The 25,715-nt window shown below is 60.2% G+C and carries 24 protein-coding genes and 1 tRNA gene; 12 read left to right on the top strand and 13 right to left on the bottom strand.

Features of this window, described 5'->3' with window-relative positions; genetic code table 11:
- Positions 1-85: 85 nt before the first annotated feature.
- Positions 86-170 (bottom strand) — tRNA-Ser (locus HMPREF1267_RS01135).
- A gap of 128 nt (positions 171-298) precedes the next feature.
- Here HMPREF1267_RS01135 and HMPREF1267_RS01130 point away from each other — a divergent pair.
- Positions 299-1,255, top strand: a complete 957-nt coding sequence (locus HMPREF1267_RS01130; RefSeq protein WP_023028113.1) for an NAD(P)H-quinone oxidoreductase — start codon at positions 299-301, stop codon at positions 1,253-1,255.
- Positions 1,256-1,283: 28 nt separating this feature from the next.
- Here HMPREF1267_RS01130 and HMPREF1267_RS01125 read toward each other — a convergent pair whose 3' ends face one another.
- Positions 1,284-2,537: an aminotransferase class V-fold PLP-dependent enzyme gene (locus HMPREF1267_RS01125; protein ID WP_023016519.1), complete on the bottom strand. Its 1,254-nt coding sequence runs from the start codon at positions 2,535-2,537 to the stop codon at positions 1,284-1,286.
- 214 nt (positions 2,538-2,751) lie between these two features.
- Here HMPREF1267_RS01125 and HMPREF1267_RS01120 point away from each other — a divergent pair, with 214 nt between their 5' ends.
- Positions 2,752-3,603 (top strand): ABC transporter permease, encoded by an 852-nt coding sequence (locus HMPREF1267_RS01120; RefSeq protein ID WP_042404151.1) that lies wholly within the window; start codon positions 2,752-2,754, stop codon positions 3,601-3,603.
- Between the two features lie 55 nt (positions 3,604-3,658).
- Positions 3,659-4,459, top strand: coding sequence for an ABC transporter ATP-binding protein (locus HMPREF1267_RS01115; RefSeq protein ID WP_005276318.1), 801 nt, complete (start codon positions 3,659-3,661; stop codon positions 4,457-4,459).
- 3 nt (positions 4,460-4,462) lie between these two features.
- Here the strand turns inward: HMPREF1267_RS01115 and HMPREF1267_RS01110 are convergent, their stop codons facing one another.
- Positions 4,463-5,128: a GNAT family N-acetyltransferase gene (locus HMPREF1267_RS01110; RefSeq protein ID WP_034666764.1), complete on the bottom strand. Its 666-nt coding sequence runs from the start codon at positions 5,126-5,128 to the stop codon at positions 4,463-4,465.
- A gap of 62 nt (positions 5,129-5,190) precedes the next feature.
- Between HMPREF1267_RS01110 and HMPREF1267_RS01105 the strand changes: the two genes are divergently transcribed.
- Positions 5,191-6,117 carry a glycosyltransferase gene (locus HMPREF1267_RS01105; RefSeq protein WP_198011985.1) on the top strand — a complete coding sequence of 309 codons (927 nt, stop codon included), beginning with the start codon at positions 5,191-5,193 and terminating at the stop codon, positions 6,115-6,117.
- Between the two features lie 12 nt (positions 6,118-6,129).
- Here the strand turns inward: HMPREF1267_RS01105 and HMPREF1267_RS01100 are convergent, their stop codons facing one another.
- The 3 genes from HMPREF1267_RS01100 to HMPREF1267_RS01090 are packed head-to-tail and all read right to left on the bottom strand — an operon-like array spanning position 6,130 to position 7,964.
- A complete protein-coding gene (locus tag HMPREF1267_RS01100; RefSeq protein WP_005280656.1) occupies positions 6,130-6,570 on the bottom strand; it encodes a GtrA family protein in 441 nt (146 codons plus the stop codon).
- Positions 6,571-6,581: 11 nt separating this feature from the next.
- Positions 6,582-7,490 carry a hypothetical protein gene (locus HMPREF1267_RS01095; protein WP_005276310.1) on the bottom strand — a complete coding sequence of 303 codons (909 nt, stop codon included), beginning with the start codon at positions 7,488-7,490 and terminating at the stop codon, positions 6,582-6,584.
- A 9-nt stretch (positions 7,491-7,499) separates the two neighbouring features.
- Entirely contained in the window at positions 7,500-7,964 is a 465-nt protein-coding gene (locus HMPREF1267_RS01090) for a hypothetical protein (protein WP_023028110.1), read from the bottom strand.
- Between the two features lie 34 nt (positions 7,965-7,998).
- Between HMPREF1267_RS01090 and HMPREF1267_RS01085 the strand changes: the two genes are divergently transcribed.
- The 5 genes from HMPREF1267_RS01085 to HMPREF1267_RS01065 all read left to right on the top strand — a co-directional run bounded on the left by HMPREF1267_RS01085 (position 7,999) and on the right by HMPREF1267_RS01065 (position 16,276).
- The gene (locus tag HMPREF1267_RS01085; RefSeq protein ID WP_023028109.1) at positions 7,999-8,274 is read left to right on the top strand and encodes a hypothetical protein; all 276 of its coding nucleotides are present in this window, start codon (positions 7,999-8,001) and stop codon (positions 8,272-8,274) included.
- A 127-nt stretch (positions 8,275-8,401) separates the two neighbouring features.
- Complete coding sequence (locus tag HMPREF1267_RS01080) at positions 8,402-9,817, top strand: FAD-binding oxidoreductase (protein ID WP_023028108.1); 1,416 nt, start codon at positions 8,402-8,404, stop codon at positions 9,815-9,817.
- A 43-nt stretch (positions 9,818-9,860) separates the two neighbouring features.
- Entirely contained in the window at positions 9,861-10,619 is a 759-nt protein-coding gene (locus HMPREF1267_RS01075; protein WP_023028107.1) for a decaprenylphospho-beta-D-erythro-pentofuranosid-2-ulose 2-reductase, read from the top strand.
- A gap of 144 nt (positions 10,620-10,763) precedes the next feature.
- Positions 10,764-12,740: a galactan 5-O-arabinofuranosyltransferase gene (locus tag HMPREF1267_RS01070; protein ID WP_023028106.1), complete on the top strand. Its 1,977-nt coding sequence runs from the start codon at positions 10,764-10,766 to the stop codon at positions 12,738-12,740.
- A 74-nt stretch (positions 12,741-12,814) separates the two neighbouring features.
- Entirely contained in the window at positions 12,815-16,276 is a 3,462-nt protein-coding gene (locus HMPREF1267_RS01065) for an arabinosyltransferase domain-containing protein (protein WP_023028105.1), read from the top strand.
- Here HMPREF1267_RS01065 and HMPREF1267_RS01060 read toward each other — a convergent pair.
- The 3 genes from HMPREF1267_RS01060 to HMPREF1267_RS01050 form a co-directional block, all read right to left on the bottom strand.
- Positions 16,215-17,651, bottom strand: coding sequence for a PepSY domain-containing protein (locus HMPREF1267_RS01060; RefSeq protein WP_023028104.1), 1,437 nt, complete (start codon positions 17,649-17,651; stop codon positions 16,215-16,217). The two genes, HMPREF1267_RS01065 and HMPREF1267_RS01060, sit on opposite strands and share 62 nt — an antisense overlap.
- A 65-nt stretch (positions 17,652-17,716) precedes the next feature.
- Positions 17,717-18,595 carry an alpha/beta hydrolase gene (locus HMPREF1267_RS01055; protein WP_023028103.1) on the bottom strand — a complete coding sequence of 293 codons (879 nt, stop codon included), beginning with the start codon at positions 18,593-18,595 and terminating at the stop codon, positions 17,717-17,719.
- A gap of 58 nt (positions 18,596-18,653) precedes the next feature.
- Positions 18,654-20,588 carry a M13 family metallopeptidase gene (locus HMPREF1267_RS01050; RefSeq protein WP_023016508.1) on the bottom strand — a complete coding sequence of 645 codons (1,935 nt, stop codon included), beginning with the start codon at positions 20,586-20,588 and terminating at the stop codon, positions 18,654-18,656.
- Between the two features lie 42 nt (positions 20,589-20,630).
- Between HMPREF1267_RS01050 and HMPREF1267_RS01045 the strand changes: the two genes are divergently transcribed.
- The 3 genes from HMPREF1267_RS01045 to HMPREF1267_RS01035 all read left to right on the top strand — a co-directional run bounded on the left by HMPREF1267_RS01045 (position 20,631) and on the right by HMPREF1267_RS01035 (position 23,621).
- Positions 20,631-21,212 carry a hypothetical protein gene (locus HMPREF1267_RS01045; RefSeq protein ID WP_023028102.1) on the top strand — a complete coding sequence of 194 codons (582 nt, stop codon included), beginning with the start codon at positions 20,631-20,633 and terminating at the stop codon, positions 21,210-21,212.
- Positions 21,213-22,064 (top strand): PrsW family intramembrane metalloprotease, encoded by an 852-nt coding sequence (locus HMPREF1267_RS01040; protein ID WP_023028101.1) that lies wholly within the window; start codon positions 21,213-21,215, stop codon positions 22,062-22,064.
- Between the two features lie 225 nt (positions 22,065-22,289).
- On the top strand, positions 22,290-23,621 hold the full coding sequence (locus HMPREF1267_RS01035; protein WP_023028100.1) for an amino acid permease: 1,332 nt from the start codon (positions 22,290-22,292) through the stop codon (positions 23,619-23,621).
- An 18-nt stretch (positions 23,622-23,639) separates the two neighbouring features.
- Here the strand turns inward: HMPREF1267_RS01035 and HMPREF1267_RS01030 are convergent, their stop codons facing one another.
- The 4 genes from HMPREF1267_RS01030 to HMPREF1267_RS12515 form a co-directional block, all read right to left on the bottom strand.
- On the bottom strand, positions 23,640-24,236 hold the full coding sequence (locus HMPREF1267_RS01030; protein WP_023028099.1) for a hypothetical protein: 597 nt from the start codon (positions 24,234-24,236) through the stop codon (positions 23,640-23,642).
- Positions 24,237-24,241: 5 nt separating this feature from the next.
- Positions 24,242-24,514: a hypothetical protein gene (locus HMPREF1267_RS13265; RefSeq protein WP_023028098.1), complete on the bottom strand. Its 273-nt coding sequence runs from the start codon at positions 24,512-24,514 to the stop codon at positions 24,242-24,244.
- 72 nt (positions 24,515-24,586) lie between these two features.
- Entirely contained in the window at positions 24,587-24,757 is a 171-nt protein-coding gene (locus tag HMPREF1267_RS13260) for a hypothetical protein (protein WP_005276281.1), read from the bottom strand.
- A gap of 58 nt (positions 24,758-24,815) precedes the next feature.
- Entirely contained in the window at positions 24,816-25,715 is a 900-nt protein-coding gene (locus HMPREF1267_RS12515) for a LysR family transcriptional regulator (protein WP_034666756.1), read from the bottom strand.

Raw genomic sequence — 25,715 nt, 5'->3', positions numbered from 1 at the left:
CACCCAGAACAAAAACAACTGAGATGCCGGTTTGTCAACGATGTCGCGACTGACCTGTCAAGCATGTCGCGACTCATGACACCTGCGGAGACGGCGGGATTTGAACCCGCGGAGGAATAAACCTCGCCGGTTTTCAAGACCGGTGCATTCGGCCGCTCTGCCACGTCTCCATCGTGCCGAAAAGGCAACTTGGTTAGCTTACTAAACGGTTCCGCGCGAATCACATTGCCCCACGAGGAAATGGACGTGGCGCACACCACACCTTCTCCATTAGATTGGCGGTATGAGTGCTACACAGATGAAGGCAATCGTCCAAACCGATCCTGATACCCCACGGTCGCTAGAGCTGCAGGACGTAGACGTTCCTGAGCTGCGATCCGGCGAGGTACTGGTGAAGGTGAAGGCAGCGGGCGTCAATCGCGGCGATATTCTGCAGACGATGGGCGCGTACCCGCCGCCACCAGGGGCATCGGAAATCATTGGCCTAGAGGCCACCGGCGTGATTGAGGATGCCGGCGATACGGATTGGGAAACCGGTACCGAGGTCGGCTGTTTGCTCGCAGGTGGCGGCTATGCAGAATACGTCGCGGTACCGCAGGGTCAACTCCTTCCGCTGCCCAAGGGATTTAGCTTGGAAGAAACCGCGGCCGTGGTTGAGGTCGGCTGCACCGTGTGGTCCAACTTGGGCATCGAGGCGGGCCTGCACGAGGGACAGCGCGTGCTCATCCACGGCGGTGGCGGCGGCATCGGCACCTTTGCCATCCAAGTAGCCAAGGCGCTGGGAGCAGAGGTCGCAGTCACCGCCGGTTCGCAAGAAAAGTTGGACCGCTGCCGCGAGCTCGGCGCGGATATTCTCATCAACTACAAAGAGCAGGACTTTGTGGACGAGCTCAAGGGAAGCTGCGATGTCATCCTGGATATCATCGGCGCGAAGTACCTGGAAAAGAACATGAAGTGCCTGGCCAAGGACGGCAAGCTCATCATCATTGGCATGCAGGGCGGCACCAAGGCGGATATCAACTTAGCCCCCATGCTGCCGAAGCGTCTGACTATTCAGGGCACGACGCTGCGCGCGCGTGACTTGGACGATAAGGCAGAAATCGTCGCCGGCACCATCGAAAACGTCTGGCCCATGTTGGAAGATGGCCGCGTTAAGCACGCGCTGCATGGCACGTACCCGCTTGCCGATGCCGCCCAAGCCCACGAAGCCCTCGATAGCGGCGAGGTCACGGGCACTCTGGTCCTTACGGTGTAGCTTCCCGGCGCGCCTTACTCAAGCGAACCTAGGCGAGCGAGGCAACGACGCGAACGAGGTGCTCGATATCGTAGTGGGTATTAAACGGGCCTAATGCCACGGTGACGGCACCGCCGATCTCTTCCACGCCCATTTCCGTAAGCAGCGGCGTTTGCGGGGCCAGGGTGGTGACGAGCCCATTATCAAAGAGGCGCTTGTACACCGTCTCCGCGGGCACGCCCTGGACTGCAAAGGTAAGGCGCGGCAAGCGATTATCGGACGCACCCGCTGCTGCCTCGCCGGTAATACCCAGGATGTGCACGGCGGGAAGCGTGCTCAAAAATGAGTACAGATCCGCGCGCAAGTCCTCGAGGTATGCATTCAAGGCGGTCATGGACTTATTAAGCCGCACCCGGCGCGATCCCTTATCCCCACCGGCCAGGGCCGCGAGGTGGTCTACCAGTGGCCCCACGCCGCCGGCCAAGCCGGAGGAGACGGGGGTTTCTAGCTTGCGGCCGTCTTCCTTGGAATAAATGGGATTTAGGGCATCCAGGCGGCGGAGCATGCGCGTATCGCGGAAGACCAAGGCGGCCATCTGCGGCCCGCCCAGCAGCCCGATATCGATACCCACAATATCCGCGCCCAGCTCATCGAAGCGGATGGGGCGGTAGGGCGCGATTGCGGAGACATCGAGAAGCGTCCAGGCACGCGAGCGCCCCCGCACCGTGTCAATGATCTCCTCGGCCGGGGATACCGTGCCCAGAAGCTCATGCGCGGCGGAAAAGGAGACGAGCCTGGTGGAGCCATCGACAAGCTCCGCGAACTGGAACCCCGGCAATTCGCCGGTGCCCAGATCCGGCTGCGCCCAGCGGATATCGGCGCGCACCTCAGAAAAAGCGGAATACAGCGTGGGCGGGTCCAGCTTGGACAGCACCACCGAGGAGTTGCTGCCCAATAGCGGGCGTGCCGCGCGCGCTAAGGATTGATACAGCACGGGCAAGGATGGGCCAAGGACCACGCGGTCCGCCTTGGAACCGGTGAGATCCGCAATGGCCATGCGCGCTGCCGCGTAGTTGCCATCGCCTGCCAACCGACCCGGCTCTGGCGCGGCCGAGTGGGCGCCGCCTGGGCCCTCTTGCGTCGCTACCGCCGTCGCCATCCGGAAGGACCGGGCAACGCCGGAGGTCACGCGCTCCGAAATTTGGGGCACCGCGTGCGCGTTGAGGTACGTCCAGCCATCAGATAGCCCGGTGTACAAACCTCGCGCACTAAAGACGTCATAGTGTGCCGAAGCTGCTGGCATTAGGTCCCCTTCTTCATCGCGCTGAACAACTGCCACCACGTGGCGGTCGATTCCCTACTGTATACGCATTTGGCTTCAGTTTCCCAAATCTGAATTTTCCCTGGGCATCGCTGTTTTCGCAGGCTAGCGGCGTGTAGTTCCCCGTTTGCCCAGCACGCGCGCTAGGGTGTTGGGCGTGCAAGATAACAATCAACTGCGCGCTGATATCGCCCGCATGACCTCCCAGCCAGAAGGCGAGGCCGTCCCAGCGTCCCAGTCCATGACCCTCAAGGCTGCTTTCGCGGACCTTACGCGGGGTGCACAGCAGCGTGAGCTGTGGTTCAAGCTGGGCCTGCAAGATATCAAGCAGCGCTACCGCCGCTCTGTCCTTGGCCCGTTCTGGATCACCATCGCCACCGGTGTGATGGCGCTTGCCTTGGGCCTGCTGTATTCCATGCTTTTCCAGATTCCCGTCGCGGAATTCCTTCCCCACGTCACCGTGGGCCTTATTATGTGGACCTTCATCTCGGGCTGCATCAAGGAAGGCGCCACGGTCTTTATTGAAAATGAGGGACTGATTAAGCAGCTTCCCGCCCCGCTTTCGGTGCACGTGTACCGCCTGGTGTGGCGCCAAACGCTGTTTTTGGGCCATAACCTCATCATCTGGCTCTTGCTCATTATGATCTTCCCGCGCAACCTGGGCTGGGAATTCTTCCTCTTCATCCCCGGGCTGCTCCTCCTGCTCATCAACGGTGTGTGGGTCACCATGTTCTTTGGCATCATCGCCACGCGCTTTCGCGATGTTGCCCCGCTGCTAGAGGCCCTGACGCAGCTATTGTTCTACGTCACCCCGATTGTCTGGATGACCAATACGCTCAAGGACCAAGGCGGTGCGGTGGCAGACCGCGCCCGCATCGCGGAAATCAACCCGCTGTATCACTACCTGGAAATCGTGCGCGCCCCAATGATTGGGGAACCCGTTGCTGCCTACCACTGGTGGATCGTCATCGGCTGCACCGCAATCGGCTTGTTCATCGCCGGGCTAGTCATGCGCAAGTGGCGCTTCCGCGTGAGCTACTGGGTATAGCTTCCCGTCCTTGTCTCCCACCCCACCATGAGGCTCGTTGAAAGGATAAAAACTGATGGTCTCAATCGATACGTATAACGCGTGCGTGGACTTTCCCATCTTTGATGCCAAATCCCGCTCCCTAAAAAAGGCCATGCTTTCTACCGCGGGCGGTGCCATTGGGAAAAATGCCCACAACACCGTGGTGGTTGAGGCGCTGCGGGATATTAACCTGCACCTGCGCGAAGGCGATCGCGTCGGGCTCGTTGGCCACAATGGCGCCGGCAAGTCCACGCTGCTGCGCCTGCTCTCCGGCATCTACGAGCCCACGCGCGGTACTGCCGATGTCCGCGGGCGCGTCGCCCCCGTCTTTGACTTGGGCGTGGGCATGGACCCAGAGGTATCCGGCTACGACAACATCATCATCCGCGGGCTGTTTTTGGGCCAATCCATCAAGCAGATGAAGAAAAAGATGGATGAGATCGCGGAGTTCTCCGAGCTGGGCGATTACTTATCGATGCCCCTGCGCACCTACTCCACCGGTATGCGCGTGCGCCTGGCACTCGGCGTGGTGACCTCCATCGAGCCGGAAATCCTGCTGCTGGATGAGGGCATCGGCGCCGTCGACGCCGCCTTCATGGCCAAGGCCCGCGTGCGCCTGCAAGAGCTGGTTAAGCGCTCCGGTATTTTGGTCTTTGCCTCCCACTCCAATGACTTTTTGGCGCAGCTGTGCAATACCGCGCTGTGGATCGATCACGGCGAAATCCGATCCGTGGGCGAGGTATCTGAAGTTGTGGGCCAGTACGAGGGCCCAGAAGTAGGCGAATACGTGCGCGATCTGCGCCAGCGCTTTGAGGGCGAAGAGGCAGCCGGGTAGAAGCTAGCGCAGCATCCCTAGCAGCTGCTGGCTCAGCCCGGAGACCTCCACGTGCAGGTCATCCGGGCGTTTATAGGTGTCGGCCTCCACGCGCGCAGTCACGTGCCGCTGCGAACTATTCTCTGGCCCCGCCTTTTCTTCTCCTTCAGAAACCCCCTGGTAACCCAGCTTCTGGCTCACCCGCGCCGAGGCCTCATTCTGTGCCACCCAGCTCGTGGTCATCGCCTGCGCACCCAGGTAATCGAGCCCAAAGGCCACCACCGCGTGCCGGATGAGCGTGCCCACACCCTGGCCCTGGAACCGGTGAAAGACCCAGGAACCGGTCGCGATTTCTCGCGCCATAGCAAAGTCCTGCGCCCGCGCATCGATGGTGCCCAGGATTTCCCCCGAATGCACCTCGCGCACGATGAAATCCAAGGACCATTTCTCTGGGCGCAGCTGCGCGCGGTTGGTCCACCGGAACTGGGCCGCCGCTGCAGGCGTATTCATCCCGGGCTTAAAGAGCCACGGAAAGGCATAATCCGGAATGTCTGCGCCGTAGATATCCTCTGCCGCCACACCGGCGATTGCCGCAATATCCTCATCGCGCATCACGCGGAGTTCGATGCCGGGGTGGGTAGTATCGCTCGCGTATATCCTTAGCCCGAACGGTGGCCACATGCTTTCCATAGAAAGTCAGCTTAGCCCACGCGGAGTGTTTATCCGCGGCAGATCCATTCCCCGGTGGCAAGATGGAACGCATGACTGCCACCCTTGATTCCACCGGTACCACCGCTGCCGTCATTGTCACTCACCAGCGCGCGGACTTGCTGCGCGCCTCGCTCGAAAAGGTAGTCAACCAAACCCACCCCGTCGAGTGGGTCATCGTGGTGGATAATGGCGCCGAAGATGCGGTCCGTGACGCGGTGGAATCCCTGGCAGGTGATCGAGCGGTCTATGTGCCGTCCAAGACCAACCTGGGCGGTGCGGGCGGTTTCGCCCTCGGTTTTCTTACCGCGCTATCGCTCGGTGCCGACGCCGTGTGGTGCGCCGATGATGATGGCCGCCCCGCCGATTACGGCGTATTAGAAGAGCTCTACCGCGTGGCAGGAAATAATAACCTGCACGAAGTCTCACCTGCCGTGTGCAATATCGACGATCCCGGCCGCCTGGCCTTCCCGTTGCGCCAAGGGTTGGTGTGGCGCCGCCGCATGGAGGAACTCGAGGGAGACTTCCTGCCCGGCATCGCCTCTCTGTTTAACGGCGCCCTGATTTCCGCCGCGGCGATGCAAACCATCGGCGTGCCGGATTATCGCCTCTTCATCCGCGGCGATGAGGTGGAATACCACCGCCGCTTGGTCAACTCCGGGCTGTCCTTCGGCACCGCCTTGACCACCAGCTACCTGCACCCAGATGGCTCGGATGAATTCAAGCCCATCCTGGGCGGCAAGATGCATACCCAGTACCCAGAAGGCGAGTTCAAGCGCTATTTCACCTACCGCAACCGCGGCTACCTGCTGTGGCAGCGCGGCATGCGCAAGCTTTTGCCCCAGGAATTTGCCCGCTTTGGCTGGTTCTTCTTGGTCCAACGCCACGATCCGGCAGGCTTCCTGGAGTGGCTCAAGCTGCACAACCGCGGGCGCCGCGAGGATTTCCGCCGCCCCGGCACTCGCTCCTAAGGCGCAGCAGACCTACTTTTCTTTAAAGATAAAGACCCGCTGGATGGCAAAGTTGGTCACCGTCGCCACGCCCTGGGCAATGACAAAGGCGATGGTGTCTTTCACCGCGCCCTCAAAGCCTAAGGAAATCAGCGGCTCATTGAGCACCCAGTACAAGAAATTCTGCACGGCAAAGGTGGATACGTATAACACGCCCACCGTCGCGGCCGTGCGGCCGGACACCTTCGTTCCAAAGGTCCAGCGCGCATTGGCCAGGTAGGCAGCGATGGTGCCAAAGACCCAACCAATCGCCTTCGCCCCAGAGCGGTGCAGACCTAGATGGGTCAATAACAGCGTCAACCCATAGTCAATGACGGCGGCAAAGACGCCTACCGCAATAAATCGCACCAGCTGCTGCTTCAAAGAGCTGGAGGGGCGCTTTACTTCTGCAGCATCTTCAAGTGGATTAGTCACAGGCAGTTAGCTTACCCGCGCAGCAGCGCGCGGTACATGTCTAGGCGGTACACCGGCGCGGCGGCGTCCTTGCCGTAGGCACCAATCTGGGATAGCTGGTGCAAGGAGGCATCGCACAGCGCGCGAATCTCCGCGCCTTTCAAGGTGTTGCCATCATCGTTGACCCAGCCCAAGGCATCCATGGTGGTTTCCACCACGGAATCGGTCAGCTCGTCACCGCCCATGCAGGATAGCGCCAAGGCCATGGACCAAAAGGCATCCTTGCCCTCGTTGGTAACCTCACGCGGCAGGCTAGCCAGTGCCTCGGCGGTGGCCGCCGGTAGGTCGCTTCCACGGTTTAAGTCCATGGCCTGTAAGAGGGGAACAAAGTCATAAAGCTTGGTGCGCTCGATGAGCGCCCTTACCTGGGGTTTAACCTGTGCCAGGACTTCATCGGTGATCTTTTCACCGGTTAATGCCCGGTTCACCGCGGTAAGTTCAAAGGGTGCAAAGAGGCTGCCCGAGCCGCCCACGCACAGCGCGCTGGGGGTGCCATTATCGCGGGGATAGATTTCCGCGACCACCAGCTCAAAGTCCCAGAGCCCCCACACAAAATCGATCTGGTCTCCCTCGCGCCAGAGGAATTCGGAAGCTTGACGCTCTGGATCAAGGCGCGGACCGCGGGCATCGGTGTGTTCATAAAAATGCCACGGGGACTTTTCATCCGGCAGCCCAAAGCAGATGTGCAGCACTTTCTGCAGCTCATGCAGGGTAAGCGCATCGCTAAAGCCGATTTGGCGGTGGACCTCCTCATCCGCGCGGATATTGGAGGCTTGGCAGATGACGGTGAGCGGTTCCCGCTTTAATGACAGCAGCGGGTCAGCACGGCGAGCCCGCGCCTGTGCAATATCGGTGACCCCTGCATTCATGGGCCCCACCATACGCAAATTTTAAGAAGCCAGTTTTTCTATATCGCGCGCTTCAAGCTCGCTGATGATAAACGTCGCCGCCGCGCCGATAGCTCCCAACAGCGTCCACGGGCGCTTAACGCCGCGCTTGCGCAGGAAAGACACCACCTTGCGGGACACGGCTACATCGGCCCACAAAGCAAGGCCCACCAAGATGAGCACCGCCGCCAAAATGGCCCAAAGTTTCAGGCCCTTATCCGCAAATTCCTGCGGTGAGCGCGGTTCATCGCCGTCCTCTTCGGCCTGGGCGTTGGTATAGGCCACCAATGCGCCAAAACCAATCGTGGACAAAACGTAAGCGGTGATAAGGCCTTTTTTGGATTTGATCCAATCTGGGTAGGAGGTGACGATGCCCTGTGCGGCCGCTTGGGTGATTCGGCCTGCCAAGGTGTCATCGAGGGCATAATTATCGCGGGATTTTTCTGCTACTTCGTGGTTGTTTGTCATAGCGACCACTCTAAGCGGCGGTAAGCTATTGCGCATGTACTCGGAAAAGACAGAGCATATGACGCCGGCCCAGCAAGCCGCTCAAGATGAGCGTGCCGAGGACGATAAGCGCAACGGGCATTTTGAGGCAACAGAGCACACCAATCTGCCGCTTAGCCCCTTTATGACGCGCCTGATGGCAGAGGAAATGCCGATTTTGGATTCCACTTCGCGGCGCCGCGTGTACGAGATTTTAGGCACCTACCAAGGGCCCACGATTGAGTCCCAAGCAGGGCTGCCGGAAGAAATCCGCGAGATCATGGATCTCTGAAACACACCATTCGGGGCCGCCTGTGTGCCCCGCGATGTTTTAAATATCACGAACGTCACTCCAGCCACCGCACTATGAGCTAGGTAGGCTGGTACATCGATACAATCCGTCGAGCAAAGAGTAAGAGATGGAACTACATACCACCGAAAAGTCCCTGCACGGCTGGGGCCGCACCGCCCCCACGACCGCCCATGTGCTGTCCACGGAAGACGTGGACGTCATCAAGAATGCAGTGGCACAGGTTGCGGACGATAACTCGGACAAGCCCGCCCACCTGCGCCGCGGCGTCATCGCGCGCGGCATGGGGCGCTCCTATGGTGACCCCGCCCAAAATGGTGGCGGCCTGGTCATCGACATGCAAAAGCTGAACAAGATCCACTCCATTGACCCGGAGACCGCGCTTGTCGATGTCGATGGTGGCGTCACCCTTGACCAGCTCATGAAGGCCGCGCTGCCCTATGGCCTGTGGGTTCCGGTCCTGCCCGGCACCCGCCAGGTCACCATCGGCGGCGCCATTGGCCCCGATATCCACGGCAAGAACCACCACTCCGCCGGTTCCTTTGGCAACCACGTGGTCTCCATCGAGCTGCTGGTTGCTGATGGCCGCGTTCTCCACCTCACCCCAGAGGGCAGTGAGGATGACCCGAGCGGTGACCTCTTCTGGGCCACCATCGGCGGCATGGGCCTTACCGGCATCATCCTGCGCGCTACCATCCGCATGACCAAGACGGAGACCGCCTACTTCATCGCGGATACAGATCGCACCGATAACTTGGAAGAAACCATTGCCTTCCACTCGGATGGTTCGGAGCACAACTACACCTATTCCTCCGCCTGGTTCGATGTCATTTCCCCAGAACCGAAGCTGGGCCGCTCCACCATTTCCCGCGGCTCGCTGGCCACCTTGGCGCAGCTCGAGGAATTGGCCCCCAAGCTGGCGAAGGATCCGCTGAAGTTCAACGCGCCGCAGCTGATGACCGTGCCGGATATCTTCCCGTCTTGGACGCTGAATAAGCTCAGCCTGTCCGCTGTGGGCTTGGCCTACTACACCATGGGCGCGCCGGCGAAGAACCAGGTCAAGAACTTGACGCAGTTCTACCAGCCGCTCGATCTCATTGGTGAGTGGAACCGCGGCTACGGTTCCAAGGGCTTTTTGCAGTACCAGTTCGTCGTTCCCACGGAGGCCGTGGAGCCGTTCAAGGAGATCATCCGCGATATCCAGCGCTCCGGCCACTACTCCGCGCTGAACGTATTCAAGCTCTTCGGCGAAGGAAACCGCGCGCCGCTGTCGTACCCGATGCCGGGCTGGAACGTCTGCGTGGACTTCCCCATCCGCCCGGGCTTGGGCGAGCTTCTCGATGACCTGGATCGCCGCGTCATGGAATTTGGCGGCCGCCTGTACTTGGCAAAGGAATCGCGCACCTCCGCCGAAAACTTCCACCAGATGTACCCGGGCCTAGAAGGCTGGCTCAAGACCCGCAATGACATTGACCCCACCGGGGTCTTTGCCTCCGATATGTCCCGCCGCCTCGAGCTGCACTAATCACTGGACTCATCACCACCCTCATGAAGGAGATTTTTAAACCATGCTTAATGCAGTAGGCCAAGCCCAGCACATCCTGCTTTTGGGCGGTACCTCTGAAATCGGCCTCGGCGTCGTCGCTGAGTTCCTTGAGCGCGGCCCCGCCAAGGTCACCCTGGCTGCCCGCGCCCAGTCCCCGCGCATCGAAAAGGCGCAGGCTGACCTGGAGGCCCGCGGCGCGGATGTAGAGATCGTAGACTTTGATGCCACCGACTTTGAATCGCACCCGGCGGTCATCGATAAGGCCTGGGAGCGCGGCGATGTCGATATCGCCATCGTGGCCTTTGGCACCCTGGGGGATCAGGAAGAGCTGTGGCAAAACCACGACAAGGCCGTAGCTTCCGCCCAGACCAACTACACCGCGCCCGTCTCCGTCGGCGTGCTGTTGGCCGAAAAGTTCAAGCACCAGGGCCACGGCACCATCGTGGCGATGTCCTCGGTGGCCGGCATGCGCGTGCGCCGCTCCAACTTTGTCTACGGTGCCTCCAAGGCCGGCGTGGATGGTTTTTACATCAACTTGGATGAAGCGCTGCGCGGTACCGGCGCCAACGTGCTCGTCGTCCGCCCGGGTCAGGTTCGCACCAAGATGTCGGCCGAGGCCGGCGATGCCCCGCTGACCGTCAACGTCTCTGACGTGGCCAAGGCCACCGTGCAGGCAGTACTGGATGGCAAGCAATCCATCTACGTCCACCCGCTGTTCAAGTACGTCTCGTTGGCATTCAAGTTCATCCCGCAGCCTATCTTCCGCAAGCTGCCGTTCTAACCGCGGTTCCGGCGTGCCTCGCAGCGCGCAGGGTACGCAGGGCCCCTAAAAGGCCCGCGGCCCTGCGCACTTTGCTAGTTAATAAGCCAGCTCACACCGCGCCTTATCCCAGAAGTGGGATTAAGGTATGCGAAACTAAAGGGCATGACAAGCCCAGCTACGCCTTCCCAAAAAGCTCCAGCGAGCGAGAAGAATCGCACCACCGCGTATCACGCAGATGCACTCCCCCACCGCTCTACCCTGCTGGGTATCCTTTTCGCCGCCCTCGGTGGCGGCATCGTCACCCTCCTTGGTTGGTATGCCTTCAAGGCGGTATCCCTGCCGTCCTTTAATACCTCCATGGTCACCCGCGCGCTATCTACCGTCGGCGTCGTCATCACCTTGGTTCTAGCCGGTGGATTTAGCGCGTGGTGGATTTATGACCACTACAAGGAGACTTTCTCCAGGCCGCGGTGGCGCACGTGGGTGACGTACGCGGTGACCTACCTATCGCCGGCCCTTCTCACCCTCGCGTCTATCGGCCTGCCGCTTTCTGCTTCGCGCTTGTGGCTCGATGGCGTGCAGGTGGACCAAGCATTCCGCACCCAGTTTCTTACCCGCTCGGTGGATCAAATGGGCTATGCGGACATGAACTACCTGGACATGCCCACCTTCTACCCGCTGGGCTGGTTCTGGCTGGGAGGGCGCCTCGGCTCGTTGCTCGGCGTCCCAGGCTGGGAGGTCTACCAGCCCTGGTCGCTGATTTCCATTGCGGTAGCAGGCTGCATCCTCGTTCCCATCTGGCAGCACCTCACTAAGTCCCTGCCCGTGGGAACCGCCATCGCGCTGACCACCACCGCCGTCACGCTCACCATCGCGGCGGAAGAGCCGTACTCTGCCGTTATCGCCATGGGTATTCCTGCCATTGCGGTCTTGAGCACTAGGGCTTTCCAGGGATCACGCTTGTCCATCCTTGCGGTGGCGCTGTACCTGGGTATTTCCGCCACGTTCTACACGCTATTTACTGGCGCGGCCGCGCTTACCGTCGTGAGCCTCATTGCGGTATTTACCGCATTCTATGAGCGCACGTGGCGCCCCATTATCCGGCTTATCATCATCGCGGTTATCTCTATCGCCATCGCGCTGATTGCATGGGCCCCCTATCTCTGGAGCGTGCTGCACTCCTCTGCCCCGCTGCAAACCACCGCGCAGCACTACCTGCCGGAAGAAGGCACACAGCTTCCGGTGCCCTTCTTGTCCTTGAGCATCGTCGGATTCCTCTGCTTGGTCGGCCTGGTCTACATCGTCATGCGCCTGCAGAACGCGGAGATGCGCGCGCTCGGCCTTGCCCTCATCGGCATCTACGGGTGGATCATCTTATCCATGGTGGTGACCCTGGCCGGCACCACGCTGCTGAGCTTCCGCCTCGAGGTCATCGTGGTGCTGCTCTTTGCCACCGCCGGCATCCTCGCCCTAGGGGAGGTGCGCACCGTTGGCATCCACCGCCTGTACCCCGCTAGCTTCTCCAGCGCGGGCAATAAGCGCCTGACCGCCGTCTTCGGCGTCATTTTGACGCTGGCGGGTGTGTTCTATGCCCAGCAGATCCCGGAGGAAAATGAGGATGCCATCGACTACGCCTACCGCGATACCGATGGTTACGGTGAGCGTGGGGACCGCTTTACCAGCGATTCCTCCCACCACTACCTCGATATCCACAACTTCATCCAGGACCAGGGCTATACCGCCAATGAAACCGTGGTCCTCACGGATGAAAAGACGTTCATGGCCTACTACCCGTACTGGGGCTTTAACGCCTTTACCAGCCACTATGCCAATCCGCTGGGCGAGTTTACGACCCGCAATGACCAGATTGAAACCTGGGCGAATGATTCCTGGGAGCAAAGCCCCGAAGAATTCAAGAAGTCGCTGGATTCCACCCCATGGCGCGGGCCAGACGTCATGATTTTCCGCGGCGATCTAGACAATAAAGACGACGGTTACAAGCTGCACTTGGCCGAGGATATTTATCCCAACCAGCCCAATATTCGCTTCCGCGCGGTCTTTTTCAACGCCGAGGTTTTTGACAAGGGCTGGGAGCTCAAACAAACCGGTCCTTTCGTAACAGCGGTACGAACCCAGTAAGTTCACCCACACTTCGCCCGTGTTATCGGGCGTGGACCCAAGAAGTACGGCTTATCTGACGTACACTAATCGCCGTGTCAGATAGCCTAACTGTGAATTCGAATAAAGCGAGATCTTCCGGCTTGAGCTTTTCCACCGCCCCTAAGGGGTTGCGGTGGACGGCGATCATTGCCGGATTGATTGGCTTCTTGTGTTTTATAGCCACCCCGCTGCTGCCGGTGGATCAGACCCAGTCGTCTTATGATTGGCCGCAGCATGATTCGGTGCAATCCATCAACGCACCGCTTATCTCCGTGGCTCCCGAGTCGCTAGAGGCCACCATCCCCATGTCCGCGGTCAATGAGCTGCGCGATGGCCAGAACATGGTCTATGGCACCGTGCCGCCGGAGTCAAAGAAGGCCTCGAACCGCGGGCTCTTCGTCCGCGCCAACGATGACGGCTTATCCGTCGTCTCGCTCGATGAGGTGCTGCTTACCCTCAACGCCAAGGAGGTAGCGCAGCTTGACGATGCCGCCAAGCTCAAGATCTCCGCCACCGGCGACGGCACCACCGTCAGCGTGGGCAAGCATAAAAAGACCACCGACGACGATCTGCGCCCACAGGTAACCGGCGTCTATACCGAATTGGACGATAAGGCCGACGTGCAGCGTTTGGTTGATGATGGCCTCAATGTCCACGTCGATATCAACTCGCGGTTTACCTCTTCGCCGTCGCCGGTTAAGACCATCGCCATGTGGCTGGGCGGCGCCATGGTCATTGTGTCCCTCTACTGCCTCTGGCGCATCGACCGGCTTGATGGCCGCCGCTTGAAGTTCATGCCGGAATCGTGGAAGAAGGTGCGCCCGCTTGATGGCGTGGTCGCCGCCATCTTGGGATTCTGGTACATCTTCGGCGCTAATACCTCAGACGATGGCTTCATCTTCTCCATGAGCCGCGTCTTCGATAACGCCACCTACATGGCCAACTATTACCGCTGGTACGGCGTGCCCGAGGCGCCTTTCGGTGCGCCGTATTACGACCTCGTCGCGCTGCTGTCCCAAATCTCCACCGCGTCCGTGTTCGTGCGCCTGCCGGGCTTGATTGCAGGTCTTATCACCTGGTTTATCCTCTCGCGCGAAATGCTGCCGCGGTTTGGGGAGGTCATCGACAAGCGCCGCGTTAGCCACTGGACGGCCGCGCTGATGTTCCTAGCCTTCTGGCTGCCGTATAACAATGGCATTCGCCCGGAGCCGATCGTGGCCTTCGGCGTCATGCTGACCTGGGCGTCGTTTGAGCGATCCATCGCCACGCGCCGCCTCTTGCCCGCCGCGGTGGGTACCATCGCCGCTACCCTGACGCTGGCCGCTGGACCAACCGGCCTATTTGCAGTCGGCGTCTTCCTCGTGAGCGTGCCCCACCTTTTCCGCGCAATGAGCGAGCGCGTTCCCGCCATGGGCGGCGGCGCCACCGGCTGGCTTTCCCTCATCGCACCATTCTTGGCGTCTGGCACCGCCATCATGGTCGCAGCATTCGGGGATCAAACCTTGGCCAATGTCATGGAATCCACCCGCGTCCGCTCTGAGGTCGGCCCGTCGCTGCCGTGGTATTCGGAATACGCCCGCTACTCCACGCTCTTCCAAGAATCCGTGGACGGCTCGCTGACCCGCCGTTTCGCCGTATTTACCATGCTGTTTTGCCTGGCACTTATTGCGGCGGCGGTCATTAAGGATCGCCGGATCAGCGGCATCGCCGTTGGCCCTACCCAGCGCCTGCTCATCATCGTGGCACTGTCCATGTTCTTCCTCATGTTCACTCCAACCAAGTGGACGCATCACTTTGGCATCTATGCCGGAGTAGCCGGTGTCATTGCCGCGCTCGCCGCCGTGGTCCTCTCCCGGTTTGCGCTGCACTCGCCGCGCGCCCGCACCTTCAGCATCGCGGCGGTCATCTTCTTGCTCGCGCTAACGTTCGCGGGCTGGAACGCATGGTGGTATGTCTCCTCCTTCGGCATCCCGTGGTGGGACCGCACGGTGCAGTTCAAGGGTGTTGAGGCCAATAAGATCCTGCTGGCCATCTCTTTAGTCGTCCTCGCGGTTGGCGTGGTGCAATCCCTGCGCCACGATCACCGCAAGCTGCAGGCGCAAGAAGACGGCACTGTGGAACAGTTCAAGGACGACGCCGCGGCCAAGGTATCGCGCTCGGCCGGCATCATGTCCGCGCCCATCGCGCTAGCCTGCGCCATTGTGGTGGCTTTTTCCATGGCCTCTTTTGCCAAGTCCACCATCGCCCAGGCGGATTCCTACTCCGTGGGCAAGGGCAACCTCGCGTCCCTGCGCGGCGATACCTGCTCGCTGGCCAACGAGACCTTGGTGGAGACCAATACCAATGACTCCTTCCTCACTCCGGTCAGCGGTAGCTTGGGCGATTCGCTCATCAATGAGGACGAGACCCACGCTGGCTTCGGGCCGAATAATATCCCCGAGTCGATCGAGCCAGAAGACCAGAACTCTGCTTCCGTTGGTGCCATCGGTGGCAGCTCGGGAGACTCCGATTCTGCCTCGCAGGACGCGACCTCGGGCTCGGATACCGAATTGGGCGGCGATGACTCCGATTCTTCTGGTTCCTCTGATTCGCAGGAGACCAAGCGCAAAAAGGATGAGCACGCCCGAGAGACCACTAATACCTCTGAGGGCGGCGTGCGCGGCACCGAAGGAGTCAATGGCTCCACCATGCATTTGCCCTTCAACTTGGACTACACCACCGTGCCGGTCTTGGGCTCGTACTCAGAGGACCAAGAGGCCACCTCGCAGGTAACCACCCAGTGGTATAACCTGCCGGAGGCAACCGAGAAGACCCCAGTGCTCGCGGTTTCTGCGGCCGGCAATATCTACCACCATGACGTCAACGGCGTGGAACAAGACGGCATGGAGCTCACCTTGGAGTACGGCACCATCGATGAGGATGGCAGCGTCAGCAATAAGGGCGAAGAGGAGATGTCCGCCGTCGGTGCAACCCCCAAGTGGCGCAACCTGCGCATCCCGATGGATAAGCTGCCTGACGATGCCAACGTGGTTCGCCTCGTGGCCAAGGATGACTCCACCGACGAGGATGACTGGATTGCCTTTACCCCACCGCGCGTGCCGGAGTTGGACACCATCAATAACCAATTCCCCAAGGAAACCCCAGCCTTGCTGGACTGGGCGGTGGCCCTGCAGTTCCCCTGCCAGCGCACCTTTGACCACTACGCCGGCGTGACCGAGATTCCGGAGTACCGCATCCTGCCGGATGCCTCGGCGCAGACCTCGCTCACGGAGTTCCAATCCTTCGCCGGTGGTGGCGCCATGTCCACCGCGGAAGCGGTGAACTACTCCTACGAAATCCCGAGCTACCTCAACAACGATTGGGCGCGCGACTGGGGTGCCATTGAAAAGTACGAATTGCGTACCGATTCGCAGGGCAATACCCCGGCCGACGCGGAGATTGATTACGAGGACGTTACCCGTTCTGGACTGTGGAAGGAATCCGAGATGAAGATTCGCCCCGAGGACGAGCAGTAGGCCCACTGTCCCCGTTGCTGCGGCCCGTTCCGGACTGAGAGCCGGATCGGGACCGAGATCGGGACTGGGGCCGCAGCCGGCGTACCAGCCAGTCGCCGGCGAAGAAGAGGAGCAGCGATGCTCCAAAAAGCGGCGCAATGATCGAGTAGATCACAACCCCTGCCACCACGGCGGGGGTTATTTTTAGCTCGGGGAGGCGCCGGCGCGGCTTATTCCACCACATCAACAACCCGGCGATGCTGATGACGAGAAGGCCCAGCGCCAGCGCGGCCAGGGCCACCTGGCTGTAGATGCCGAAGAGGGTGCCCATGTGCAATTGGATAAGCCAGGAGGTCAACCGGGCGGCCAGCGGCCAATCCGCCGAATTGATGCGGTCAATGACGCGGCCATCTGCGGTGACCGCTACGGCATCGCTACGCAGCTTGTATGCCGCGCGCCCCTCGCGCACAGTCCAGGCATCGCCGGCCTGCTCCGGCGGGGTCATCCGCAGCACCCCGGTAAGCCCTTCACTGCGGGCGGTGGACAAGGCCGTCTGCGCGCCCTCGAGCACGTCGTTGTCCGTAACCTCACCGCCGCTATGCCCAGCGTGGCCCTCGTGACCCGCGTGGCCCTCGTGGCCAGCATGCGCGCCGGAACCCTCGCCTGCCCCTGTGCCGGCACCGGCTTCTGCCACAGAAGTTGCCACGGATGGCTCCTTCCAGTTGAGCTCCTCGCGCACCTTGCCAATATTGCTGCCGGCGACCATCGACCAGGTCAAGCCGGTGATGGTGAGGAATAGGAAACCGGGCAGCAACCAGCTGCCCAAGCGGGCGTGTATCCGCAGCGCCTTATTGTTTTTCTTCTGGGTTTTCTTCCTGCGCTTGAGCCACAGATAGACACCGGCGATCGTCAGCGCACCGAGCCAGGACGCGGCTAGCTCCGCATAGATGCGGCCGGGCTCGCCCAACCACAACGTGCGGTGGCCATTGGATAGCCACGTGCGCAGTGGCAGCGCCCGCGAGCCGCCGTATTGTTGTTCTTCGCCGGTAATGCGCAGGTCTACTGGATCAACGAATACCGCATGGGTGTAGCTAGGGCTCTTAGCATCTGGATCCGTGAACAGCACGCGGGTGGTCTCTTCTGGATCTTCAGACGCCTCCACCGCGGCCACCGCAGCGCCGGGGTGTTGGCGCTGCGCCGCGGCGATCTGATCGTCCAAGCTGCGTGGGCTGCCGTGCGCGGTGGCGGTGATTTCATCGTGGTACACCCACTGCTCAAGGGTGGGCGCGAGCGCGTAGAAGAAGCCGCTGAGCGCGGCAACAATGAGGAACGGCGCGACGATCACGCCGGCAAACTTATGCAGGCGCGATAGCGCACCATGAGTTGTAGTCTTCATGGCTCACTAGTCGCAGCCTTATTGGCATAAGTTCCCGATTATCGCTGAAATAATGGAGCCTTAATCTATTGCGCCAGCTCACCGCGCAAAAATTCGGCTGCATCCTGCACCCGTTGGCGCGCCACGGCCGGGGTGGATACGCGGTGGGTCGAGACATAATCGCGCTCGTGCGCCTGCGGGATGTGGACGCGATCGGCTATCTCGTCCTCGGTCGCAGTCTGCACGAAGGTCTCAGGGAATTGTTTGGGCAGTTCATAGCCCACGCGGTAGTCCTCCGGCAGGTTGGCCAGAGCGCCGAAATCGGGGAAGGTGAGCAAGAGGGCATCGGCAGGCGCGAGCGCTGCCAATGCACCGCCGGAAGAATATCCCCACGTGGTGACGTGGGAGGCGCCCTGCTCGCGGGCGTAATCAATGGCGCGGTTGACCGCCGCGACCATGTCGTTGACCGTATGTTCCGGCGCGAGCGGATAATCCACGTCAATGATGGTGGTGCCGGAAAGCTGCGCGGCGGCGGCGACCTCGGGGCGCCACTGCATTTCCAGCGCCTTACCATCGCCGCGCCACCAGCCGCCGGAGTGCAGCGATACCGCCCACCGGCCGGTGGGCTCAGAGGGGCGAAAAATGGCGCCGACCTCGGCGGATTCTACGGTAATGCCGTCCGTAAACGCCGTGCCGGGCAGCGCATGATTAACTCCGGTGCCCAGAACCATCATGGCGGCGTGGGTGATGCGGTCTGGCAACAGTGCGCAATACTGGTCCGCCTCCGGCGAGCCACCGCCGGCCCAAGGCGGGCGGAAATCCGGCGTCTCATAATGGGCGTCGATATAAGAAACCAGCTGCTCTAGCTGTTCTTCCTCGCTCATCTGGCGGTCTTGCCCGCCGATGCGCCATTCTTGGCCGGGCTCTAGCGGCCGGTGCGGATCTTTATCGTGTGCATCAGTCATATCCCCGAGCCTACGCGTGCACATGATGCGCACAAGGTGGGCTCGGGGGAGAACCGTTTTACCAGATGGTGACGCGGTCCTCAGGGGCCAGGTACATCGGGGAGTCTTTGTCCACGTCGAAAGCCTCGTAGAACTCGGCGATATTCGCGGCGATGAGGTTGCAGCGGAACTCCGCGGGCGAGTGCGGGTCAATGGCCAGGTACTGGGTCGCCATCTCCGGGCGGATGGCCGTGCGCCAGACGCGGGCCCAGGACAAGAAGAAGCGCTGCAGGCCGTTGTAGGTGTGCTCGGCCAATTCCGGCTCGGCACCGTCGACCACAAATTCCTCTTCTTGGCCCAGCAGGTCAATGCCCTTATCGGCGCAGTAATTCTTGTAGGCCACCACGGAAATTCCCAATCCGCCCAGGTCACCAATGTTTTCACCCAAGGTGAACTTGCCGTTGACGCCGGCGGATTCGGTGCCGGCATCCTTTAGCACCGTAGGCACCTGGCCATCGAATTGCTCCACCAGCTTTGCCGTAAGCGCCTCAAAATCCGCGCGATCTTCATCAGACCACCAGGAGTTCAGGTTACCCTGGCCATCGAATTGCGAGCCCTGGTCATCAAAGCCATGGCCAATTTCGTGCCCAATGACAGAACCAATGGCGCCGAAGTTCTCAGCGGCATCCGCATCCGGGTTATAGAACGGCGGGCGCAGGATGGCGGCCGGGAAGGTGATGTCATTGACCACCGGGTTATAGAAGGCGTTGACGGTCTGCGGGGTGGTGACCCACTCGTCGCGGTTGGCGGGCTTGCCAATCTTTGTCAGCTCATAGTCGTGGGAAAAGGCGGACCCGGCGCGGGCATTGGCAATCAGATCCGCGCCCTGGTCAGAAATTTCCAGCCCGGAGTAGTCGCGCCAGGTATCGGGGAAACCAATCTTGGCCTTGAACTGGGAGAGCTTTTCTAGGGCGCGCTCGCGGGTCTGCGGGGTCATCCACTCCAGCTGGGAAATGCGCTCGCGGTAGGCAGCGATGAGGTAGTCCACCAGCTCATCCATTTCGCGCTTGGAGGATTCTGGGAAGTGCGCGTCCACGAACTCCTTGCCAATTTCCTCTCCTACCAGGCTCTCGGCCAAGCCCACCGCGCGCTTCCAGCGGTCGCGCTGCTGGGTGGCGCCAGAAAGACGGGTGCCGTAGAACTCGAAGTTCTTGGCGCCCACTTCCTCCGGCAAGAGGGCGGCGCGGGAGCGCAGGATGTGCCAGGTGGCCCACAGCTGCCAATCGGCCATGCGGTCAGCGGTAAAGAGCTTTTCCAGGTGCTCCAGGTAGGACGGCATCATATTCACCACGCGGTGCTCCGGCAGCTTCCCGCCGGCCAGCAAGGCTTGGGTGATGGAGGGAAGCTCAGAAAACTCGCACGGGTTATTGGTCTTTACCGCATCGCGGGTAGAAACCACGTCCCAGTGGCCTGCCGCCAGTTCTTTTTCCAAGCCGACGATGCGCTCGGCGGCAACTTCGGTGCCGAGGCCAAATAGGCGGGTGGGCTCGATAAAACCCAGCATCTCGGCCACGTGCTTTTCATAGGCGGCCAGCGTTTCCGCGTGCGCTTCTTCGCGGTAGTAGGCCTCATCCGGCAGGCCCAGCCCGGATTGCACGATATAGGCCACGGCTTCTTCCGAGCCGGAGTCCTTTTCTACCCAGAACGTCGCCGGCGCCCCCACGCCCTCGCGCTCGAGCTCGCCCAAGCGGTGCGCCAATTCCGTGGGGTCGGCGGCGCTCAGGCGGTCAAGGTCCGCATCCAGCGGGGCCATGCCAGCATTGTTGACTCCCTCAGTATCCATGAAGGATGCATAGAGCTTGCCAGGGCGGCCATCGTTATCTTTAACGATGTCATGAACCAGTTCTTCTGCTTCATCGCGCAGGGCGTGGAAGGTGCCATCCACACCGCGATCATCTGGGACAACGTGATTTTCTACCCAAGGTCCATTGACCAATTGATAAAGATCTTTCATGGTTGCCACTGTAGGCCAAACCTTCCAGTTAAGGTATGGACTATGGAAAAATTCCGGTTTCCACCAGCCCGGCCGCGCAGCCTATTTATCGCCATCATCGCCTTCGTGACGGTGGTCCTTGCCTTGCCCGCTATCGTCCACGCGGTGCTACCGACGCACCACGCCGATGTGGAGCAGGTAACCCTGTCCGATCCCAGCCACGACTGGGATATTACCGTTTCCGATCTGTACTGCGAGCGCGATTATGCTTCGCTGGCCAGCGTTGGCTGGACCTGCGGTGACGTCACCGTGCAGGCGGTCATCGTGGAAGATACCGACGACGATGAGCACACCCTGCGCCGCATGGTCCGCGCCTATGGCATGGCCCCAGGCCTTCCCGAGGGCGAGGTCTACGAAGGTAAAGATGGCGCCCTCGCGCTTGCCGATGCCCCCTCCTCCACCGCCGCCATCTCCATCAACGGCACCGGCGCGGACGAGAATAAGGACTGGGTGGTCACCGTCACCGGGGATTCCGCAGCAACGCGCACGACCACTGAACGCCTCTGGAAAGCCTTTGGGCAAGACGAATTACCAGAAGAATTCACTGCTGATATCGCGGAGTTTTCTGGAAAGGCCTTGGTTTAAATGTCTAAACTCTTTCGCACCGCGCTGTGGATTTTCTCCGGCCTGGGGCTTATCGGATTTATCTCCCAGTCAGTCATTACGCTGTTTATCTCGCCGCTGATGGGCATTATCAGCTTCCTCATCGCGGCGATCCTAGTCGCGGTAGTCATAGCGCTATTGCGCCTGAGCCCGATGTGGGCGCGCCCGGCGCGCGTATGGGCACCGCTTGCCTTTTTATGGGGCTCCGGCATGGCCATTAGCTTGGCATCTATAAGCTCCCCGGCGGTCATGCAGCTCGCCATCAATTCAGGCTGGGTCGATTCCTTCATGTCCTGGAGCGGCGCCTATCCCGAAGAGATTTCCAAGGCCGCAGGCGTTTTATTCGTCCTGATGTCCTTCCGCCAGCTCAACCGCCCCTGGCACGGGTGGATGGTCGGCGCCGTCGTGGGCCTTGGCTTTGAGGCCAACGAAAACATCCTTTACGGCTCCATGGGCGCTACCACCCACCCGGATAGCGATTTCGCCGGGCTCATACAGATGTGGGGCCTGCGCCTTATCGCCGGCCCTGGCCTGCACGTTTTGCTCACGGCGCTGGCCGGTTGGGGCATCGGCTGGGCCCTCTACGCGGCGGCCAAGCCGCTCTGGTGGCGCATCGGCGTGGCACTCGGCTGCCTCGCGGTATCCTTCCTCCTGCACTTTGGCTGGAATTACCTGCACGATTCCGATATCGCCGCCATCATTCAAGCCCTCGCCGTAGCAATCATCTTGTACCCGCTGAGCGTCTGGCTCATCCTGCGCGGCAATAAATACGCACACAACGATGACAGCTACAGCCACAGCACCGCACAGGACGCGCTAGCCTTCACCCGCTAACCCCAAGCCGTGCTTGTTTCTCCCAAAATGTCCAAAACAACCGCATTCCGCCAAAATTTCCCTCGATTTTTGGACAAACGCGGTTGCTTTGAACGCCTGAGCCTTCTGGTGCTCTCTCGGGCGCATAAATATGTGGTTTATGGCATATGCCGGTAGTGACTTTCGCTACACTCTCTACAAGGCGCTTTTGCCACCTATCCTCCACTTAAAGGACTAAACACCTTCATGAATGCCCCAACTTACGAGTCCCGCACGGATAACAGCACGGAAAGTATAGAGGGGGCAGCTCCCGAAAACTCCGCAGAGGAAGCCAACCGGCAAAAGGCAGTGGGCTCCACCCTGTCTTGGGTCATCGCGCTTTTTGGCACCGGTGTTGGCGCCGGCATCCTATTCTTGCCGCTCAACGCAGGTGCCTTCGGCTTTTGGCCGCTCGTCTTCGCCACCGTCTTCATCTTCCCGTTGGTGTATTTTTCCCACCGGACCTATGCCCGCATAGTCAGCGGCGCGCCACCAGAACAGCACGGCAAGGACGTCCTGGAGCTGGTGCGTTACTACCTGGGCCGCAATAGCGGCCTATTCATCGCAGTATTGTACTGTCTGGCCATCGTGCCGACGGTGCTCATTTACGGCATCAGCATCACCAATGTGGTCGATAGCTTCATCGTCAACCAGCTCGGCGGGCCGAGCATCAATCGGTGGATATTGTCCATTGCCTGCGTAGGCGTCATGACGGGCCTTTTTGCCATCGGCCGCCGCCCCATGCTGTGGCTGGCCCAAATGCTGGTCTACCCGCTCATCATCGCCCTGGCGGCAACCTCCATTTACTTGATCCCCAAGTGGGATTTCGAAAGCTTCCTTAACGTTGAATACGAAGGCGGTATCTGGGGAATCCTTAAAGGTATTCTGCTCATCCTGCCGGTTCTGGTCTTTTCCTTTTCCCACATGGCCGCGCTATCGCAGTTCTCCGTAGACGTGCAGCCGGCCTACGGCAAGAAGACGGAGAAATTCGTCTCCCGCGTGGAGCTCTATACCGCCGCAATGCTCGTGGTATTTACCATGTTCTTCGTCTGGTCCTGCGTCCTCGCGCTCGGCGCGGACGGATTGAAGGAGGCAGCCGATCAAAACATCCCGGTGCTGTCTTATTTCGCCAACGTCACGGGCACGCCGTTCATTGGTTATATGGCACCGCTAATTACCATGTGCGCGATCATCTCTTCCTACTTCGGGCACATGCTTGGTTCCGAGGAAGGCACCGAGTACCTCCTGCGCATTGCCGTTCCCCGCATGGCCAATAAGCTCTCGCGCCGCGCGCTGCTCAACACCATTTATGTCATCGTATTCGTGGCAACGACCCTCGTGTCAGTATTCAACCCCTCCATCATGGACATGATTTCCGTGGTCGGCGGCATCTTCGTGGCATTCTTGGTCTATCTGCTGCCGGTCTACATGTTTAAAAAGGTCGATGATTATTCCCAGTTCAAAAACGATATCTGGAATTACTTCGTCTTTGGCATGGGCCTTGTCATCATGGCCGTGACCGTCTGGAACCTGATCTAAAGGCCAGCTGTTCGGCGCTTATTGGCAGACCCGCACCTGGCTGACCTGCGCCAGGGCTTGATTAGCGTTCGCGCACGCTTGGCGCTCAAGGTCGGCGGCGGTGCGGGTGGCATCGCGAAGCGCCTGCTGCGCAGGTTCTGGCAGGTTGAGGTCATTTTCGATGCGCGCGCCGATGGCCTCACTGGATCCGCCGACCGGCGCATTGCCGATGCCGCGCGTGACATCCGCGGTATGGGTCTGCGCATCGCCGTACGTATTGGCGGCTACGGTAAATCCATGCCCGGTAGATACGGAGGCGTGGATGGTGCGGTCATCGGACCAACCGAATTTGGTGCCCCATACTCCGGGAATGTGGTCTGTGCCGAAATCCTGGCGGTACCCATCCGCGGCCACGGGAGCCGCGGTGGCCATTCCCGCGAAAATGGGCGCAGCGATGGGATCGTGCTGGATCTCCGCGGTAAACCGCGCGACGTCTTCGGTCGAGGTCTGCGTGGTTCCCCAGTAGCCGGTGTAGTGGGTCTCGCTCAGCCCGAATTCCTGGATGATGCTGGGGATGGCCTGCGGGTAGCGGCGGTCCAGGTCGCTGGCCACGGCATCGTCGCTGTAGCGGATCATATGTTCTACCTGGGCTTTATCGGCAACAGAACCGTCTGGGCTTTATCGGCAACAGAACCGTACTTGAGCACCCAATACCCCAGGTAGATCTTGCTCAAGGATAGCGCCGGGCGGGACTCATGACTATTGGCGGTAGAGACGGTGGCGCCGGAATCGTGCCTGACGGTGATCTGCGTGCGCTCAGGCACGGAGTGGGGATCGAGGCTGACCGCTTGGGCAGCAGGGATGGTCACGAAGGAAAGTGCGGTAACGAGAGAACTTATTGCCAGCTTTTTCATAACGCATTTAGCGTAGCCGGGGCTCTACATCGCCGCAGGCTATAAATGCAAAAAGTTTCCCTATTGTACCATCTATTGTAGCAATACTTCTAGGTCCCGCGCATCCATGCCGTGCTTATGCATGGCGACGCGCCCGTGGGAGTGCTCGATACCCCACCCATAGCGCTCTTGTTGTATCCGCCAAGCATTTAGTTCGTACTGCGCGGCAATAAATACGCAAGCAACGATGACAGCTATAACCACAACACAGCAGAGGAGGCGCTATTTTGTCCGCCATTCTTACGTTCCCCAGACTATCGCTTTAGGCCGTCGTAGCCGCAGCAATATAGTTCTGCAGTGCATCGCCCAATTTCTCTAATTGCGCGCTAGCAAAATGGCCCGGATTCCACACCAAATACAGCGGTACCCCCTGAAGGCTTTCGTCGCCCGCAGTAATTTTTAGCGGTACCAAGTTAGCCTCGGCAATTGCAGTACAAATCGCAAGGGCCTTCTCCGCTTTAGCTAACGCCAATAAGGTGGCGGTGTCATCGCATTCAATCATCTCTCCGAGCGGGGCGCTTGCGGTACCAAGGAAGGCATCAAACAGAGTGCGGGACACGCTGCGGTGGCTAGGAAGCGCCAATCTGTGTTGGGATAGCTGCGCAATATCCACGTTGTCCCGCCCGGCCAACGCACAGCTTGGCGGCACCCAGGCGCGAATGGGGGCTTGCCCCAACGCATGAAAGCAGAGGTCATCTCGTGGGGGCAATGGAGACACCACGGCATCGGCATTGCCTTCCAAAGCATTGAATGCTGCATAGTGTTCTATCGGCTGTGTGGTGACCACTGGAATGCCTTCTTGAGCAGTAGCAATCAGAGGCGCCACGATGGTGGAAATCGTAGTTTGTGTTGCAGCAATAATTAGCCGTTCTACGACACCTTGCCGCAGGACTTCTGTGGCACGTTCGGTACTTCGGTTTTCAGCATAAAGGCGACGACACGCGGGAAGAAGTGATCGAGCCGTATCGTTCAACCGCAATGAAGTAGCAGGAGAACCAGTTGCGCCCGTGCCCCTCTCCAACAGCTCGAGGCCGACCTCTTTTTCGAAGCGACGCAGTTGCCGGCTCAATGCCGGTTGGGTAATGCCGAGCTTAGAAGCCGCTGCGGTGACTGTGGGCGAATCCGCCAGGGTAAGGAAATATTTGACGCGTTGTATATCCAC

The organism is Corynebacterium sp. KPL1824, assembly GCF_000478095.1.
Classification (GTDB): Bacteria; Actinomycetota; Actinomycetes; order Mycobacteriales; family Mycobacteriaceae; genus Corynebacterium; species Corynebacterium accolens.
This window is presented reverse-complemented; position numbering and strand designations above follow the sequence as displayed.

Coding starts and splice junctions, on each gene's coding strand:
- HMPREF1267_RS01060 (WP_023028104.1), bottom strand. CDS start 17,651: ATGAAGACTACAACTCATGGTGCGCTATCGCGCCTGCATAAGTTTGCC.
- HMPREF1267_RS01050 (WP_023016508.1), bottom strand. CDS start 20,588: ATGAAAGATCTTTATCAATTGGTCAATGGACCTTGGGTAGAAAATCAC.
- HMPREF1267_RS01115 (WP_005276318.1), top strand. CDS start 3,659: ATGGTCTCAATCGATACGTATAACGCGTGCGTGGACTTTCCCATCTTT.
- HMPREF1267_RS01080 (WP_023028108.1), top strand. CDS start 8,402: ATGGAACTACATACCACCGAAAAGTCCCTGCACGGCTGGGGCCGCACC.
- HMPREF1267_RS01090 (WP_023028110.1), bottom strand. CDS start 7,964: ATGACAAACAACCACGAAGTAGCAGAAAAATCCCGCGATAATTATGCC.
- HMPREF1267_RS01035 (WP_023028100.1), top strand. CDS start 22,290: ATGAATGCCCCAACTTACGAGTCCCGCACGGATAACAGCACGGAAAGT.
- HMPREF1267_RS01095 (WP_005276310.1), bottom strand. CDS start 7,490: ATGGTGGGGCCCATGAATGCAGGGGTCACCGATATTGCACAGGCGCGG.
- HMPREF1267_RS01070 (WP_023028106.1), top strand. CDS start 10,764: ATGACAAGCCCAGCTACGCCTTCCCAAAAAGCTCCAGCGAGCGAGAAG.
- HMPREF1267_RS01045 (WP_023028102.1), top strand. CDS start 20,631: ATGGAAAAATTCCGGTTTCCACCAGCCCGGCCGCGCAGCCTATTTATC.
- HMPREF1267_RS01085 (WP_023028109.1), top strand. CDS start 7,999: ATGTACTCGGAAAAGACAGAGCATATGACGCCGGCCCAGCAAGCCGCT.
- HMPREF1267_RS13265 (WP_023028098.1), bottom strand. CDS start 24,514: ATGAAAAAGCTGGCAATAAGTTCTCTCGTTACCGCACTTTCCTTCGTG.
- HMPREF1267_RS01120 (WP_042404151.1), top strand. CDS start 2,752: ATGACCTCCCAGCCAGAAGGCGAGGCCGTCCCAGCGTCCCAGTCCATG.
- HMPREF1267_RS01075 (WP_023028107.1), top strand. CDS start 9,861: ATGCTTAATGCAGTAGGCCAAGCCCAGCACATCCTGCTTTTGGGCGGT.
- HMPREF1267_RS01130 (WP_023028113.1), top strand. CDS start 299: ATGAAGGCAATCGTCCAAACCGATCCTGATACCCCACGGTCGCTAGAG.
- HMPREF1267_RS01110 (WP_034666764.1), bottom strand. CDS start 5,128: ATGGAAAGCATGTGGCCACCGTTCGGGCTAAGGATATACGCGAGCGAT.
- HMPREF1267_RS01030 (WP_023028099.1), bottom strand. CDS start 24,236: ATGATCCGCTACAGCGACGATGCCGTGGCCAGCGACCTGGACCGCCGC.
- HMPREF1267_RS01055 (WP_023028103.1), bottom strand. CDS start 18,595: ATGACTGATGCACACGATAAAGATCCGCACCGGCCGCTAGAGCCCGGC.
- HMPREF1267_RS01105 (WP_198011985.1), top strand. CDS start 5,191: ATGGAACGCATGACTGCCACCCTTGATTCCACCGGTACCACCGCTGCC.
- HMPREF1267_RS01125 (WP_023016519.1), bottom strand. CDS start 2,537: ATGCCAGCAGCTTCGGCACACTATGACGTCTTTAGTGCGCGAGGTTTG.
- HMPREF1267_RS01040 (WP_023028101.1), top strand. CDS start 21,213: ATGTCTAAACTCTTTCGCACCGCGCTGTGGATTTTCTCCGGCCTGGGG.